The 14498-nt window shown below is 58.8% G+C and carries 13 protein-coding genes; 8 read left to right on the top strand and 5 right to left on the bottom strand.

Annotation, left to right across the window (positions count from 1 at the left end; all coding sequences use genetic code 11):
• Positions 1-15: 15 nt before the first annotated feature.
• The 3 genes from BGE01nite_RS01740 to BGE01nite_RS01730 all read right to left on the bottom strand — a co-directional run bounded on the left by BGE01nite_RS01740 (position 16) and on the right by BGE01nite_RS01730 (position 3789).
• Positions 16-1677, bottom strand: coding sequence for a right-handed parallel beta-helix repeat-containing protein (locus BGE01nite_RS01740; protein ID WP_146848543.1), 1662 nt, complete (start codon positions 1675-1677; stop codon positions 16-18).
• 113 nt (positions 1678-1790) lie between these two features.
• Positions 1791-2747, bottom strand: coding sequence for a hypothetical protein (locus BGE01nite_RS01735; protein ID WP_146848542.1), 957 nt, complete (start codon positions 2745-2747; stop codon positions 1791-1793).
• Between the two features lie 133 nt (positions 2748-2880).
• A complete protein-coding gene (locus tag BGE01nite_RS01730) occupies positions 2881-3789 on the bottom strand; it encodes a metallophosphoesterase family protein (RefSeq protein WP_146848541.1) in 909 nt (302 codons plus the stop codon).
• A 180-nt stretch (positions 3790-3969) separates the two neighbouring features.
• On the opposite strand from BGE01nite_RS01730, the gene bamJ reads away from it, so the two are divergent.
• Both bamJ and BGE01nite_RS01720 read left to right on the top strand, forming a co-directional pair.
• Positions 3970-4485, top strand: coding sequence for a BamJ family beta-barrel-assembly machinery protein (gene bamJ, locus BGE01nite_RS01725; RefSeq protein WP_146848540.1), 516 nt, complete (start codon positions 3970-3972; stop codon positions 4483-4485).
• Between the two features lie 22 nt (positions 4486-4507).
• Positions 4508-6202 (top strand): hypothetical protein, encoded by a 1695-nt coding sequence (locus tag BGE01nite_RS01720; protein ID WP_146848539.1) that lies wholly within the window; start codon positions 4508-4510, stop codon positions 6200-6202.
• Positions 6203-6211: 9 nt separating this feature from the next.
• Here BGE01nite_RS01720 and BGE01nite_RS01715 read toward each other — a convergent pair whose 3' ends face one another.
• A complete protein-coding gene (locus BGE01nite_RS01715) occupies positions 6212-7111 on the bottom strand; it encodes a dienelactone hydrolase family protein (protein ID WP_146848538.1) in 900 nt (299 codons plus the stop codon).
• A 53-nt stretch (positions 7112-7164) separates the two neighbouring features.
• Complete coding sequence (locus BGE01nite_RS01710) at positions 7165-8088, bottom strand: LysR family transcriptional regulator (protein ID WP_146848537.1); 924 nt, start codon at positions 8086-8088, stop codon at positions 7165-7167.
• A 110-nt stretch (positions 8089-8198) separates the two neighbouring features.
• Here BGE01nite_RS01710 and BGE01nite_RS01705 point away from each other — a divergent pair, with 110 nt between their 5' ends.
• From BGE01nite_RS01705 to BGE01nite_RS01680, 6 genes are all read left to right on the top strand, one after another.
• Positions 8199-8954, top strand: coding sequence for an SDR family oxidoreductase (locus BGE01nite_RS01705; protein WP_146848536.1), 756 nt, complete (start codon positions 8199-8201; stop codon positions 8952-8954).
• A 150-nt stretch (positions 8955-9104) separates the two neighbouring features.
• Positions 9105-11021, top strand: coding sequence for a DUF1592 domain-containing protein (locus BGE01nite_RS01700; protein ID WP_146848535.1), 1917 nt, complete (start codon positions 9105-9107; stop codon positions 11019-11021).
• Positions 11011-12393, top strand: a complete 1383-nt coding sequence (locus tag BGE01nite_RS01695; protein ID WP_146848534.1) for a DUF1552 domain-containing protein — start codon at positions 11011-11013, stop codon at positions 12391-12393. The genes BGE01nite_RS01700 and BGE01nite_RS01695 overlap by 11 nt, the downstream gene beginning before the upstream one ends.
• 309 nt (positions 12394-12702) lie before the next feature.
• Positions 12703-13056, top strand: coding sequence for a hypothetical protein (locus BGE01nite_RS01690; protein ID WP_146848533.1), 354 nt, complete (start codon positions 12703-12705; stop codon positions 13054-13056).
• 36 nt (positions 13057-13092) lie between these two features.
• A complete protein-coding gene (locus BGE01nite_RS01685; RefSeq protein ID WP_146848532.1) occupies positions 13093-13932 on the top strand; it encodes an alpha/beta hydrolase in 840 nt (279 codons plus the stop codon).
• Positions 13933-14083: 151 nt separating this feature from the next.
• Positions 14084-14488, top strand: a complete 405-nt coding sequence (locus BGE01nite_RS01680) for a VOC family protein (RefSeq protein ID WP_146848531.1) — start codon at positions 14084-14086, stop codon at positions 14486-14488.
• The last annotated feature ends 10 nt before the right edge of the window (positions 14489-14498 follow it).

Below are 14498 nucleotides of genomic sequence, written 5' to 3'. Positions count from 1 at the left end.
ACGAGACAGACGCAGTCACCTTGCCTGGGAAGCAACCCCATAGATCAGAGGTGACTCGCCTTGCTGATGCGCGCCCATGTCTGGAGCCTTGCCCGTGAAGGCAGGCGTGAAGTTTGGAAGAGGCTGCGCAGTTCCCGCACCCGGGCTGCCCGGAGCAAGTTGAAAACGGCCAGTCTTTGTCTGGGCATTCATGCCTGCGTCAGTGACATAGGCAGGCACGCCGCGCACACCGTGCTTCTCATGCGTCTCAGGCACCTGGCCATTGAAGAGGTCATAGTCGAAATCATTGTCAACGTTAGGCTCCGCCGAGCTGGCGCTGCGATTGGTGGCAGCACGCACCTGGAGGATGTTGTTACGAGTGATCGTATGTGTGACGATGCGGCTGCCACCGAGTCCGCCCGTGGGCAGTGCACCATCCTCCGAGAAGACCGTGTTGTGGAAGATGTACTGGTGCCCAGTCTGCCACTTCACACCGCCGGCATTGCCCATCTTCAGGAAGCCATAGCCTGCCTGGGTCGGCGTGACCTGGCAGCGTCCCGTCACATTACCCCAGATGTACAGCGGGCCAATGGAGGTCGCCGCGTTGGCGATCATGTTCGCAGCACCGGAGACATAGTTGTCCCACACGCGCACATTGCGGCCTCCGCCCTCCACCTCCAGCCCATCATCCCAGGCGTGTGTCACAAAGTTCCCATAGATGTCTGAGTCCGCGCCCGGCGCGCCACGATAGCTGCCATTGGCACCACCGCCGATGGGGTCGTTGAACATGTGCTCGGGGTCAGACACGCATTCATTGTAGCGGATCACGTGGTTGCCTTCGGTGTCGAAGAAGCTGATCGCCTGCGGACCCGCAGGATGCGTGGATGCCTTTGGCTCATACCAGTTGTTCGTGTCCTGGCTCGGATGATGCAGCCGGCAGCGCTGCACCACGATGCGTGTGACCTTAGGATCACGGCAGAGCACAGCTGAGTCGCCATTGAAACCAAAGCCTGTCTTGGGATTGAACCTTCCCCAGTCCGAGATATCACAGCCTTCGATCACCACATCGTGCCCCGACTCCACGTCAATGGCACCCACAGACTTCTTGAGGAGATTGGTTGTGGCCCCAGCACCTTTGAGAGTAAAGCCACGCAGGATGACATACGAGGCATTCACCGTGATGCAGTTGTTATGCCGGTGCTTCACATCAATCGTCGCCCCCGCGCCATCATACACTTTCCACGCGTCCGGCTTGCCACCTTCGGTGATGACCAGGGGCGCATCACCACTCGGCACCCGCACGACCTCGCCTTCAGGAAGGCGTTCGCTCCAGGTGCTCGCCACCAGCCGCGTGGAGGTCTCTGTTCCAGCGAGCTTCAGCGCCACCTCATAGATCGTTCCTGGCTGCAAATGCACGATGCTGCCACGATAGTCCGTGAGATCCTCCTCAGTTCCCTCAATCGGATTGTAGCGCATGGACAGGCCTTCGCTCCACGTCGCCGCATCCTTCACACGATAACGCACCTCCACAGCCCGATCTAAAGCACCACCGGGAGGCGACCAATAGAGCCCCAGACAATGAAAGGTCGGCACGGCGAGTGCCTGGCCAGCAGGCGGCGCCTTCACTTGTCCAAACGTCGCTTGATGAGCGAGAAGCGTGATGATGAACAGGGCCGGGGAAAAGAAGCGAAATGACATGAGCACAGGTTGGAGTGAGACGCCGCAGAGAGACTCTCATAACGCTCCAACAGTCCACCGCTTGTCGACTTACTTCGCGCGGCCAATCTTTTCCACGGAGTCGAAATCAGCGGTCAAAGACCGCCAGGGATCTTCTTGAGCGCATCATTGATGAGTTTGTTGGCTTCGGCTTCGATGCCTTCGACATCACCAGGCTTCGCCGCACCAGAAGCTGGAGTGCTGGACCAGTCCAGCCCTTCGGTGAAGACCTTCACGCTGCAGCCCTTGCCAGCAGGCTGCACCATGATGGTCAGGTCGGCTTCGTTGAGCTTGCGCTTGAGGATGGCGTTGCTTTTGCCCATCAGGCTGCCTGGACCATCCTTCCAACCTTGGGCCTTGAGCTTTGCGGCAAAATCAGTCGCCACGGTGCTCACGGAAGACTCGGAGCGGAACGTGATGTGCCCAACCAGTTGTTTGTATTCCACATCCAGTGCTCCGGAAGGAAGAGGGAGGTCTTTGACCGCGATCTTCGGCCCGGCAGCAATGGGTTCTTCCGCAGGTTCATCGGTCTTGGTCATTTTCTTGCCTGCCTTTTTCGGTTCAGGCTCGGGTGCCTTCACGGCGGCAAAGGCTCCCTTCGGCAAAGGTGCGGAAAAGGTGAGATCCACATCCCATTTCTGTCCGAAGGCCTCATCCTCACCACCGGTGGTGAGATGCCCGGAGACATGTGTGTCCGTGACCTTGAAGTCGGTCATCTTGATCTGCCCGAGTGCGGTGAAAGGGGACTTCTCGTGCGATGTGTGCGCGACCTCACAGCCGAAGATTCGTCCATCCTTGAAGGTGCTGATACTCAGGGCGCTGCCGAGCTCCTTGAACATGGCATCAAACTCAGGCTTCTTGGACGAGGACGGATCCTTCTCAGTGAAGACGAACTGGATCGCCGCCTCATCACTGAAGGGCTCGCGATTCTGGACGACGAGGAATTTGATGTTGCCGTCCTTGCCATCGCCCAGGAACTTGCCCTGCACGACAGGCTTGTCTGGCAGCGTCTGAGCACTGATCATGGAGCCGCTGGCGAGAGCGACAACCATGGGAAGAAGAATAGTTCGATAGGCATTCATAAGGTCTAAAGGCTTCCTGATCGGCTGGGAGATGCAATCGGTTTCCCCCTGGGACACACGGAAGTAGCATGAGCTACTGAACACTTCGGGAGCACAGACCGCTCTATGCAGATCGCCACTCAAGCTTCCTGACAGCACCGTCCCAAGGGTGGTCTCGCAAATGAGTCAATGTCATGAACTCCGCGCCGTTCTCCGTGAGCTGGGCCATTGTCCAGCCTGTCGTGCTCACCTCAGGCCGCAGAACAAACGAGGTCGCGGGTGTGTTGACGATATGAATTCCACGATGCTGGGAATAGTCGCGGTGATGAATATGGCCGTGGATATAGGCCTTCACATGGGTTCTTGAAGCCAGAAGGTTCCACAGAGCTTCGGTATCCTCCAGCCCGCCCGGGAAATGCTTCTCATCGTCACCGAGACGCGGGTTGTGATGTGCCAGAATCAAAGCGGGCTTGTCGAAATGCTCATCCAGCATGCGGCCTAGCCAGGCGAGTTGCTCCGCGCCGAGCAATCCCTGCGCGACCATGGGCGCTTTGAGGGAATCGAGCAGGAACAAATTCGCCAGAGGCAAGGAAACCATGCCGACATGCCGTGACACGACCGTTGCATCCGGCCGTTTTTCCTCCTTCAGCACTTTGTAGAAGACATCACGGTCATCGTGATTGCCCAGCGTGAGGTGAATGGGAATGCCGGCTTGGTGCAGCGGTTCGACAAGCCTAGTCAGATGCTTGTAGTCAGCGGGCCGTCCATCACTTAACGCAAGATCACCATTGATGATGACGGCAGCGGGATATCTATCCTGCCTCAAGAGCCAAGCCACCGTGTCACGCAGATGTGTGGGGATGGGTGCGTTGGCAGGATGTGCACCGCCAATGTGCGTGTCGTTGAGAATGGCGATCTTGTTCGGATCGAACGCATGCTCGGCACCTAGACAAAGATTGGTGCCACAAACCACTGCTCCACCCAACTGAGCCATGAACGCTCGCCGAGAGGTGGAGGAGAGATGAATGGGCATAGGTGGGGTGCGCAATACTACACTAACCGTGCACGCTCATACACGCAGAAACTGACTGAAGGCAGGTCTGGAAAAGGACGGGGAGGCGAGGATCGCCAGTTGCGCGGGTGAAGCTTCTCGCCCAAATCCGGCACTGTAAGCCAAGCCTAGCGAACCGACCGTCCACCCACTGCCCTCACCATGAAGTCCCTCTATCCTGCCTGCCTTTCCGCGATGCTGCTCATGACGAGCTGCGATTCCACCCCGAAGAAGAAGGATGCCGCCTCCACGTCAGATGCTGTGCCGCTGCCTAGCTCTGCGCTGGCACAGACACCCCAGCCACAAGCTGCGACGGTGGATGCCAACGGCATCACGACGACGGCCAGCGGGCTGCGTTACAAAGTTCTCTCTTCTGGCCCTGAAGGCGGACGGTCCCCCGGTCGCCTGGACTCCGTGATGGTACACTACCGTGGCACGCTGACGGACGGTACGGTCTTTGACAGCTCCTATGATCGCGGGCAGCCCGCCACCTTTGGCGTGGGTCAGGTGATTCCCGGCTGGACGGAGGCACTCCAACGCATGAAGCCCGGTGACAAATGGATGATCCACATTCCTGCCCGTCTCGGTTACGGCAGCCAGGGAGCAGGTGCCAAGATTCCACCTAACAGTGATTTGATCTTCCAGGTAGAGCTGCTGCACGTGGTGAGCGGCTTCTAAGGTGCATCTCATTCGTTAGGCCATGCTGCGCTTCATCGTCTGTGTCCTGTTAGCCTTCTCATCGCTGCGGGCGGATGACTTCCGCTCGCTCGTTGGGGAAGCTCTGAGGCGCGGAGAGAAGCGCATCGTCATACCGCCGGGCAATTATCAGTTGGAGCCCCTAGGCTCTGGAGGTGAGCTCTGGCTGCTCAGCGGCTTGAAGGACATCGAGATCGTGGCTGAAGGTGTGACACTGACGGGCACGAAGCTCATGCGTGCCATCAGCCTGCATCGTTGCTCCGGCGTGACACTGCGCGGACTCACTGTCGACTATGATCCCCTGCCCTTCACGCAGGGAGAGGTGGTCGCCGCAACCGAGGACGGCGGCTCCATCGATATCAAGATCCATGCGGGTTATCCGCGGAAGCCTTATTCACGGATCGATGTGGTGGATGCGAAGACTCGCTTTCGTAAAAAGGGCATGCCATTTCTCTGGGGCACGAAGGCGGAGATGGTAGGTGAAGACGTCGTGCGCATCAGCCTTCCTGGAATCGGCAAAGCGGCGAAGCCAGGAGATCTGGCATCCCTCAGCACCGGCCAGGAAGCAGGTGCTCCGCATGCCATCTCCATCGATCAATGCGAGCAGATGCACTTTGAGAATGTCACCGTTCATAGTGCTCCCGGCATGGGCATCCTGGAGGCCGATGGTGAAGGCGGATCAACCTTCCGTCATTGCCGCATCGTTCCAGGTCCAAAGCCAAGCGGAGCTACCGAAGAGCGTCTGCTGAGCAGTTCGTGGGATGCCTTTCAAAGCAAGACGATCCGCAAGGGTCCGCTCATCGAGGACTGCGAGATCACCCATGCGGGTGATGATTCATGGAGCGTGCAGTCCTCTGATTTCCTGGTGGTGAAGTGCGAGGGAACTCACTTGGCACTTAGCAGCCGTGATGAGTTCACCAGCGGTGTGCAAACTGGCGATCGCCTGCGCGCCAACGTGGAGGGACCGGAATGGAAGATCGTGACACGCCAAGTGATGCGCAGAGAGAAGGCTGATCTCGCGCCAGACGTGCTGACCAAGCTGGAAGCTGCCAAAACGTGGGATGCTTGGAAAGCGAGTCCGCAATGCATTGTCGTGACTTTGGATCATCCGGCAGAGTTGAAGCCTGGTGACAGCGTCTATTCCCCAGACCGCATGGGCAATGGCTTCATTTTCCGTCGCAACCACATGCACAGCCCTGGTCGTGTGCTGATCAAGGCTGGTGGACTCATGGAGGACAACGTGCTCGACACACCGCATGCACTCGTTATCTGCCCTGAAGTGCCAAGTGGTGCAGCAGCAGGTATTGAAGACCTTGTGCTGCGCCGGAATGTCATCAAAAACGGCGGCTGGTTTTGCCCCGCTCCTTGGTCCACGCAGGCAGGCATCATTTCATTCACCTCCAGCAGCAGTTCCAGCTCACTTCGTGACACTCCCGTTTCCAAGAACGTGCTGATCGAGAACAACATCTTGGAAGGCGGTATGGGTCCGCATCTCATCGTCTCTTCAGTGCAAGGACTGACGGTGCGGGGCAATCGCTTTGTGAAGCCGCTGCAGGAAGCCCCGCCTGAGACAGGCGCGAGCTTCGGCATCCCCAGGGACAAGGTTGTGTGGATCACCCGCAGTTCGGGGGTCACCTACGAGAAGAACAAGATTGAAGAGCTCGGCCCCTTCGCGGCGAAGGAGCCGGTGACCAAGTAGCAAAATAAGTTAGGCAGGCTTGCCCAGCGTCTCGTTGAAGAAGGTCAGTGTCCGCTCCCAGGCCAGCTTGGCAGCGGCTTCATCATAACGCGGAGTCGTGTCATTGTGGAAGCCGTGGTTGGTGCCAGGATAGGTGTAGGCGGTGTAGCGGATCTTGTTCTCTTTGAGTGCTGCTTCATAGGCAGGCCAGCCCTCGTTTACCTTCGCATCGTTCTCGGCGTAGTGGATGAGCAAAGCCCCTTTGATCTTCGGCACATCCGCGGCAGCGGGCTGGCGACCGTAAAACGGGACGGCAGCCTGGATGAGATCAGGCAGACGAACCGCGAGCGTGTTTGACATGCCACCGCCAAAGCAGAAGCCGACGACGCCCATTTTGCCATTGCAGGACGCATGTTTGCTCAGCCATTCAGCGGCCGCAACGAAGTCCTCCGTCATCTGCGCGGGATCGCGCTTGGCCTGGAGCGTGCGGCCTTCGTCATCACTCCCTGGATAACCACCGAGCGGGAAAAGCGCATCCGGCGCAAAAGCCACGAAACCCGCCGCGCCGAGTCGACGAGCCACATCCTCCACATAAGGATTCAGGCCGCGGTTCTCATGCACGACGATGATGCCCGGAACCTTGCCAGAAGCCTTGGCAGGCTTCACCAGGAGGCCGCGCATTTTTCCGGCGCCTTTCGGTGAATCATACTCCGCATAGCTGGCTTCAATGCGCGGATCATCCTTGGCCACCTGCTGGGCCAGGGAGTAGTTGGGGCTCAGCATCTGCAGCAGCGCGGCGGCGGTGACACCTCCGGCAGCGAAGCGCGAGGCTTGATCGAGAAAAGCGCGACGGTCCACGCGGCCGTGCACATACTCGTCGTAAAGGTTGAGAAGTTCCTGATCAAAGTCGGCAGAGGTTTGGCGGTTCATAGCAGGGAGATTAACGAACCGCAGGGCCCGAAGGGAAGACCAAATCTGCCGCCCTATCTGGGATTCAGCTTTTCGATGCCTGCCAGATAGCGGACGGAGAAGTCAATGAAGGCACTCACCCTGGCCGGCAAAATGCGCTGACCGGGATAAACGATATGAATGGGTAGTTCCTGGGCTTTCAGGCGAGGCAGAACGGTCACCAACTCACCGGACTCAATTTCTTTCTCAATCAACCAGTCAGGCAGCAGGGACACGCCAATTCCCGCCCGCACTGCCTCGCGAATGCTGGTAACACCTTCAGAGATCAGCACGGGTGACGTGCGCAAGGTTTGGACGATACCTTTGCGATCAAACATGGTAACCTCCGTGGCACTCCAGAACTGGGATCCGGCCAGGGCAACCCAGGGCCAGTTTTGCAGATCCGCCAGTGTCTTGACTGGAGGCCGGCCCTCCACCAGGGCACGCGAGGCGGCCAGTTGCAGCGTGATCTTGCCAGCGGGCCGGGCGATCACACTTTCGTCCGTGATCTTGCCCGGAATGATGCCCACGTCACATCCCTCCTGAATAACATGCAAAGGCCGATTCGTTAGCGCCAGCGTCGCAGTGACATTGGGGTGCTCTTTCAAAAACCGACTAACCAAAGGTGTGATGATCCACTGCCCGAGGTCCATGGTGGCAAACACATGCAACTGACCGCTCAGCGTGGTGTGATCCGCATGCAGCCTGCGATTGGCCTCCTCGGCATGAGTGAGCATGGTCCTGGCATCCGCCAGCAAGCGCTGGCCGGTCTCGGTCACGCTCATCTGATGCGTGTCCCGCCGCAGTAGGACTGTGCCGCAGAGCTCTTCGAGAGTCCGCAGCTGCCGGCTCAGCGTCGGCTGGGAGACTCTCAGGCGTTTTGCAGCCGCTGAGATGCTACCACATTCCACAATGACCGTGAAGGCGCGTAGCAGAGTGAGGTCTTCAAAGGCTCTCATGCAAATCTTGAATGACTGTTATCGACATCTGGTGGCTACACGGACGGGGATGATGAGGACAAGCTGCCGCCGTCATCAGACACCCAACATCGGACACCCAAATCAAGACTATGAAAATCGTTATTATCGGCGGCACAGGACTCATCGGATCACAAGTGGCAAAGAAGCTCAGCGCACTCGGCCATGAGGTGCTCGCCGCAGCCCCCAGCACGGGCGTGAACACCCTGACGGGCGAGGGCCTTGCGGAAGCTTTGACTGGCGCTGCCGTGGTCGTGGACGTGGCCAATTCACCCTCGTTTGACGACGAGCCTGTGATGCACTTTTTCCAGACCTCCGGCCGCAATCTGCTGGCGGCAGAAGCGGCAGCGGGTGTAAAGCATCACATCGCCCTTTCCGTGGTGGGCACCGAGCGCCTGCTCGCCAGCGGCTACTTCCGCGCGAAGATGGCGCAGGAGCAATTGATCAAGTCCTCGCCCGTGCCCTACACCATTGTGCGTGCCACGCAGTTCTTCGAGTTCACCGGCAGCATTGCTCATGCCAGCACGGATGGGCAGACGGTCCGCCTGTCCACGGTGATGATGCAGCCCATTGCCTCGGCAGATGTGGCGGCCGCACTTGCGGATGTCGCTCTTGCAGCCCCTCGAAATGGCACTGTAGAACTGGCCGGACCTGAGCCGATCCGCATTCATGATCTGGTGGGCCAATACCTAAAGGCCACCCAGGACTCCCGAACCATCGTCACAGATGAAAAAGCCGGCTACTTCGGCACTCCCGTGAATGACCAAAGCCTCACGCCAGGGGCGCATCCGATCTTGGGCAGCACACCCTTCGATGCATGGCTACGGAGCTCGGGAACTCAGAAGTAAGCGGGGATTTTGGGGCAGGTTTACTCCCTGAGCGACCTGCCCCACCGCATCTGCGCCAAATCCGATAGAGCCAGGGGGTGTTTACCGTAGCCTACAGCCCCCCGTTTGAAGCATAAAATCACATCCCCCGGAACAACTGGCAGCGGCCTGATGGCCATGGCCCTTTTTGGCATTACCTGCACCCTGCCCCTGTCTGGTCATGCCCAAAGTGCTGACGACAAGAATGCGGAGGAACTCCGCGTGGATGCGCTCAAGTCCTTCCGGGAGAAAGCGGCCCCGTTTGTGAAGGACTACTGCGTGGAGTGCCATGGCAACCGCCGGTCCAAGGGAGCGCTCAATTTCGAGGTCGCCGTCAAGAAGCCCGGAGATGCGGCCTTCAGCCAGAAGTGGGCGCAGGCCCTAGCCAACGTGAATGCTCACGACATGCCGCCGGATGACTCGGACCAGCCTTCCGACAAGGAGCGCCAGGACTTCCTGGACACGCTGGCGAAGATCAAATTCCTCAGTCCTCGTGATCCCGGCCCCTTCGTGATCCGTCGCCTAACCAAAATGGAGTATGGAAACACGCTCCACGATCTGTTTGGCGTGGATCCCAAGGTCACCGAGGAACTCCCCGACGAGGTGTTTGGCGAGGGCTACATGAACACACTGTCGCCTCTGCAGTCGGAGCAGTATCTCGGCATTGCCAATGAAGTACTTAACAAGACTCTCGGCCCGAAAGATGGACCTGCCACAGAATTGCAGAAACGTTTGTTCGGCAAGAATCCCGAGGCTGGAGCAGATCTGCGCGCAGAGGCCAGGAAGGTCGCGAGCTCACTGGCACGCAAGGCTTATCGCCGTCCGGCTTCCGAGGCCGAGTTGGAGGTGCTGGTGGGTGTGTTTGATCTGGCCCAGAAGAACAAGCTCCCCTACCCTGCCTCGCTTCGACTCATGCTGAAGGCGGTGCTCGTGTCTCCGCAGTTCCTTTTCATCACACCAGCGAAAGCAGCGGAGGCTGGTCAGGCCATCATTCCGCTCGATGACTACCAGATCGCCTCGCGTTTGTCCTATCTGCTGTGGGCCACGATGCCTGACGCGGAGCTTTCAGCTCTCGCGGATCAAGGCAAGCTGCATGAGCCTGAGGTGTTGAAAGACCAGGTGAAGCGTCTTTTGGCGGATCGCCGCTCACGGGCGCTCTTTGACGGTTTCGGAGCGCAGTGGCTGGGGGTTGGCGAACTGAAGAACCAGACTTTTGATCCCGCGAAGTTCCCCCAGATGACAGCGGAACTGCGTGCCGCCATGTATGACGAGGCACGGCTGTTCTTTGACAGCATCGTACGGGAGAATCGCAGCGTCATCGGCTTCGTGGACAGTGACTACACCTACCTGAATGGCACTCTGGCGAAGCTGTATGGCATGGAAAAAAGCGTCACGGGTTCCGAGATGCAGCAGGTGAAGCTGACGAACAAAAACCGTGGCGGCATTCTCGGCATGGCAGGCATCTTGGCCACCACCTCTTTCCCAAACCGCACCAGCCCCGTGAAGCGCGGTGTCTGGGTGCTGGAGCAGGTGCTGGGAGAGCGTGTGCCGCCCGCACCGCCAAACGTGCCCACTTTGGAGAAGCAGGATGGCAAGAAGGTCGCCAATCTGACGCTGCGCCAGCGCACCGAACTGCACCGCACGAATGCCGTCTGTGCGAACTGCCACAAGATCCTCGACCCCATCGGCTTCGGGCTGGAGAACTTTGATGCCATCGGCCAATGGCGTGACCAGGACGACACTGGAGGCAAGATCGATGCTGCGGGCGAGCTCCCCGGTGGAAAGCACTTCTCATCGCCCAAAGAGCTCAAAACCATCCTCAGTGCACGAACGGCGGATGTGGCGCGTAATCTCACAGAGAGACTGCTGGCCTATGCCCTGTGCCGGCAACTCGAAGGCTATGATGAGATCGTGGTGGACCGCCTGATGGAGACCATCGCCAAGGATGGTTATCGCATGCAGACGCTCATCACGGAGGTCGTCACCAGCTATCCTTATCTCAATCATCGCATCCAAGAACAACCCACTGCCACCGCCAATGCGAAGTAACTTCCTCATCGACCGCCGCGCCTGCCTGAAAGGCGTGGGAGCCTCCCTCGCGCTGCCGCTTTTGGAGACCATGGGCTGGGCAGATCTGGCCAAGGGCAAAACCGTGAAGCCACCGGTGCGCATCGGCTTCATGTACATGCCGCACGGAGTGATCATGGACCAGTTCTGGCCGGCGACTCCGGAGAGCTTTCTGAAGTCCCCGCCGCCTGCGCTGGAATCCCTGCGCCCCATCTTGAACCAGTGCCTGCTGGTGAAAGGCATCTCGGGCGTGCCCATCTCGCCTTTCAATGGAGCCCCCCACGCACTGGAGCTCTCCACCTGGCTCACCGCACAGCTACCGGACGCGGACAAACGCAACCAGATCAACATCGCCATCTCCGCAGACCAGATCGTGGCGAATTACATCGGCGGCATGACTTCCCTGCCCTCGCTGGAGCTGGCCACCATGCCGCAGACGCACAAGGAGAACCAGGAAGGCCTGAACGAAGGCTACTACTCGCACTGCAGCTATCGCTCACCGACCCAGGCGGTGCCCGCCGAGACGAACCCGCGTAATGTATTGAATCGTTTGTTCGGCAAGTCTGACAAACCCGGCAGCCTCTCACAGGCTGATCCGCTGGACCGCCAGATGCTGGACCTTGTGATCGGCGGAGCCAAGGATCTGCGCAAGAGACTGCCTCAGGCTGACCAGCATAAGCTGGACGAGTATCTGGACAGCGTGCGTGCCGTAGAGCGCCGCATCGCGGCCATTGAGCACCGTCAGAAGGAAGCGGCGATGGAGAAAGCAGGCGTCGCTTCCAGCAAACGCAACACTTCCGATTCACCGCCGATCGAGATCAAAATCCCTGAGGGCGACAAGCGCAGCGAGTACATGCAGGTCATGTGTGATCTGAACGTGCTGGCCTTCCAGACCGACACCACCCGCGTGAGCACCTACATCGGATCCACACCGAATGGTGTGTCCTATCCAGAGCTCGGCTTCAACGACACGCATCACTCACAGACGCATCACAACAATGAAGCCGCGAAGTCCGGCAAGGTCGCCGCGATCACGAAATTCAACATCGACCAGTTCGCGTACATGGTGAAGAAGATGGCCAGCCTGCGCGAGGGTGATGGCACCCTGCTCGACAACTGCATCATGATGTGGGGTTCGGGCCTCGAAGATGGCAACAAGCACAGCCGCGAGAACCTGCCCTTCATCGTCGCAGGCAAAGGCGGCGGCACCGTGAATACCGGCCGCTTCCTGGACAAGGTCAAGGGCAACCAAGGCGACTTGCTCACCACCCTGCTCGCCTGCGCCGGGGTGCCTCTGGACCGCCCGATTGGCATTGCCACGAAGCAGATCAAAGAGATGATGATCGGCATCTGATCGACAGCTACCAGCCTTGTGAGTTGAACAGTTGGCGCCTGGCAGTCAGGCATTCCTCATGGTATTTGGCTTGCCTATTCCCAATCAACTAAGCAAGCTCAAGGAGTAGCCCCGATGTCTACCAGCACTCCCGCCACCGCTTCCACTGTACGTTGCAGCCCATGCCGCAAAACTTACACGTTGGAGAGTCTCGCCAATCCACGACGCTGCCCGCAATGCGGCGGTCCCACACGGACAGCATCCCAGGATGAAGGCTATCGCACAGCCACTGAATCCTCGCTTGAGAGCCTGCGTTCCAAATGTCTCTTCATGATGCGCAACCTCAGCTTCGGCATGATGGGTGTGCAGATCCTCACGTACGTCATCGCGGACCGCCAGTTCGCGGAGTTTGTGGATCATTTCGTGATGATCACCTCGACCATCTCCGCGGCAACCACCGAGCTCTGGGCCTGGACACGCCGGAACTTCTGGATGGTCATTGCCTCCGTCCTGATCCAGATCACAGCGATTCTCATCTTCTTTGTGCTCGTGGGTTTGATGAGCCAGTTCCTTCGCGGCCCCGGGGTATTTTTCATAGCCGCCCTCCCGCTGGCAGGCTCACTAGCCGCCTGGCGAAATTTTGGCGCCTACACCAAGATTCTACGCCTGCACCAAAAGAAGTGAGTCATTACTTTGATCCTCGCTAGAGATCCCAAATCCATGATCCGCGCACTCCCCCTCCTCTTCCTGGCGACCACATCGCTCTTCGCCGCTGAACCCGTGGTCGACGTCTGGCCTGAAGGCAAGATGCCGGGCAAAGGCGCGAAGGAGGCGGAAGCCGAGGTGCCGCGCAAAGACGGCTATCACCGCATCACCAATGTCAGCCGTCCCACGCTGACTTTGTTCAAGTCCACGCGTCCTGACAACACACCTGCGCCCGTGATCATCGTCTGCCCCGGCGGTGGTTACAGCTACACCGTGATCGACAAGGAAGGCACTGAAATCGCCACGTGGCTGAACAAGAGCGGCATCAGCGCGCTGGTGCTGAAGTATCGCACACCGAACAATCGTGAGGGTGCTCTCCAGGATGCGCAGCGTGCGATCAGCCTTGCCCGTGGGCATTCCAGCGAGTGGGGAATTGACCCGAAGCGTGTCGGCATCATCGGCTTCTCTGCCGGAGGCAATGTGGCGGCCAAATCGAGCACGCAGTTTGAGGCCCGTGCTTATCCTGCGACCGATGCGGTGGACCAGCAGAGCTGCCGCCCTGATTTCGCGATCCTTGTTTATCCTGCCTATCTCGATGACAAGAAAGGCGGCGTCTCACCCGACCTCAATCTGAAGGTCAGCATCCCGCCCACGCTCATCATCCACAGCGAGGACGACAAGACGCACGTCGTCGGCAGCAAGGTGTATCATGAGGCGCTGAATGCCGCGAAGATCGGGCACGAGTTCAAGCTCTACCCTACTGGCGGCCACGGCTATGGTCTGCACTGCGAGCGCGATGCCAAAGTCTGGCCTGAGGATGCCCTGAAGTGGCTCCAAAGCATCGGTATGCGCTAGGTTTGGCGGGCTTTTCTGGGCCTGTCTGCCCAGGGAAATGGGAGGGTTCTGAAAATTTTTTTCAGAATGTTGTCCTCCGGGCCGGAACTCGTTCGTCGCCTTGTTGAACCGCGTGGTTCAAACCACTTAAACAACAAGCCCCTCAAAACCGATGAACACTCAAATCTTTGTCAACCTGCCCACCTCCGACCTCCCGCGCACCCTTGCCTTTTGGAAGGCGCTCGGCTTCAGCCACAATCCCACTTTCACAGACGACACTGCCGCGTGCATCGTGATCAGCGAGCACATTCATCTGATGGCCCTGACCCATGCCAAGTTCCGCGAGTTCACCCCGCGTGAGATCTGCGATACCCGCAAGGCCACCCAGGTGCTGAACTGCCTCTCCTGCGAAAGCCGCGAGGAAGTGGAAGGTCTTGTCTCCAAGGCCATGGCCAATGGCGGCACCTCCTATGCCGGCCCCAAAGACTATGGATTCATGTATCAGCATTGCTTTGCGGACCCTGATGGTCATCAATGGGAGCTCATCCACATGAGCGCCATGCCTCCGGAAGCCTGATTACCTTTCC

Origin of the sequence: Prosthecobacter gellanilyticus (assembly GCF_007992435.1) — a bacterium.
In the GTDB taxonomy this organism is placed as follows: Bacteria; Verrucomicrobiota; Verrucomicrobiia; order Verrucomicrobiales; family Verrucomicrobiaceae; genus Prosthecobacter; species Prosthecobacter gellanilyticus.
This window is presented reverse-complemented; position numbering and strand designations above follow the sequence as displayed.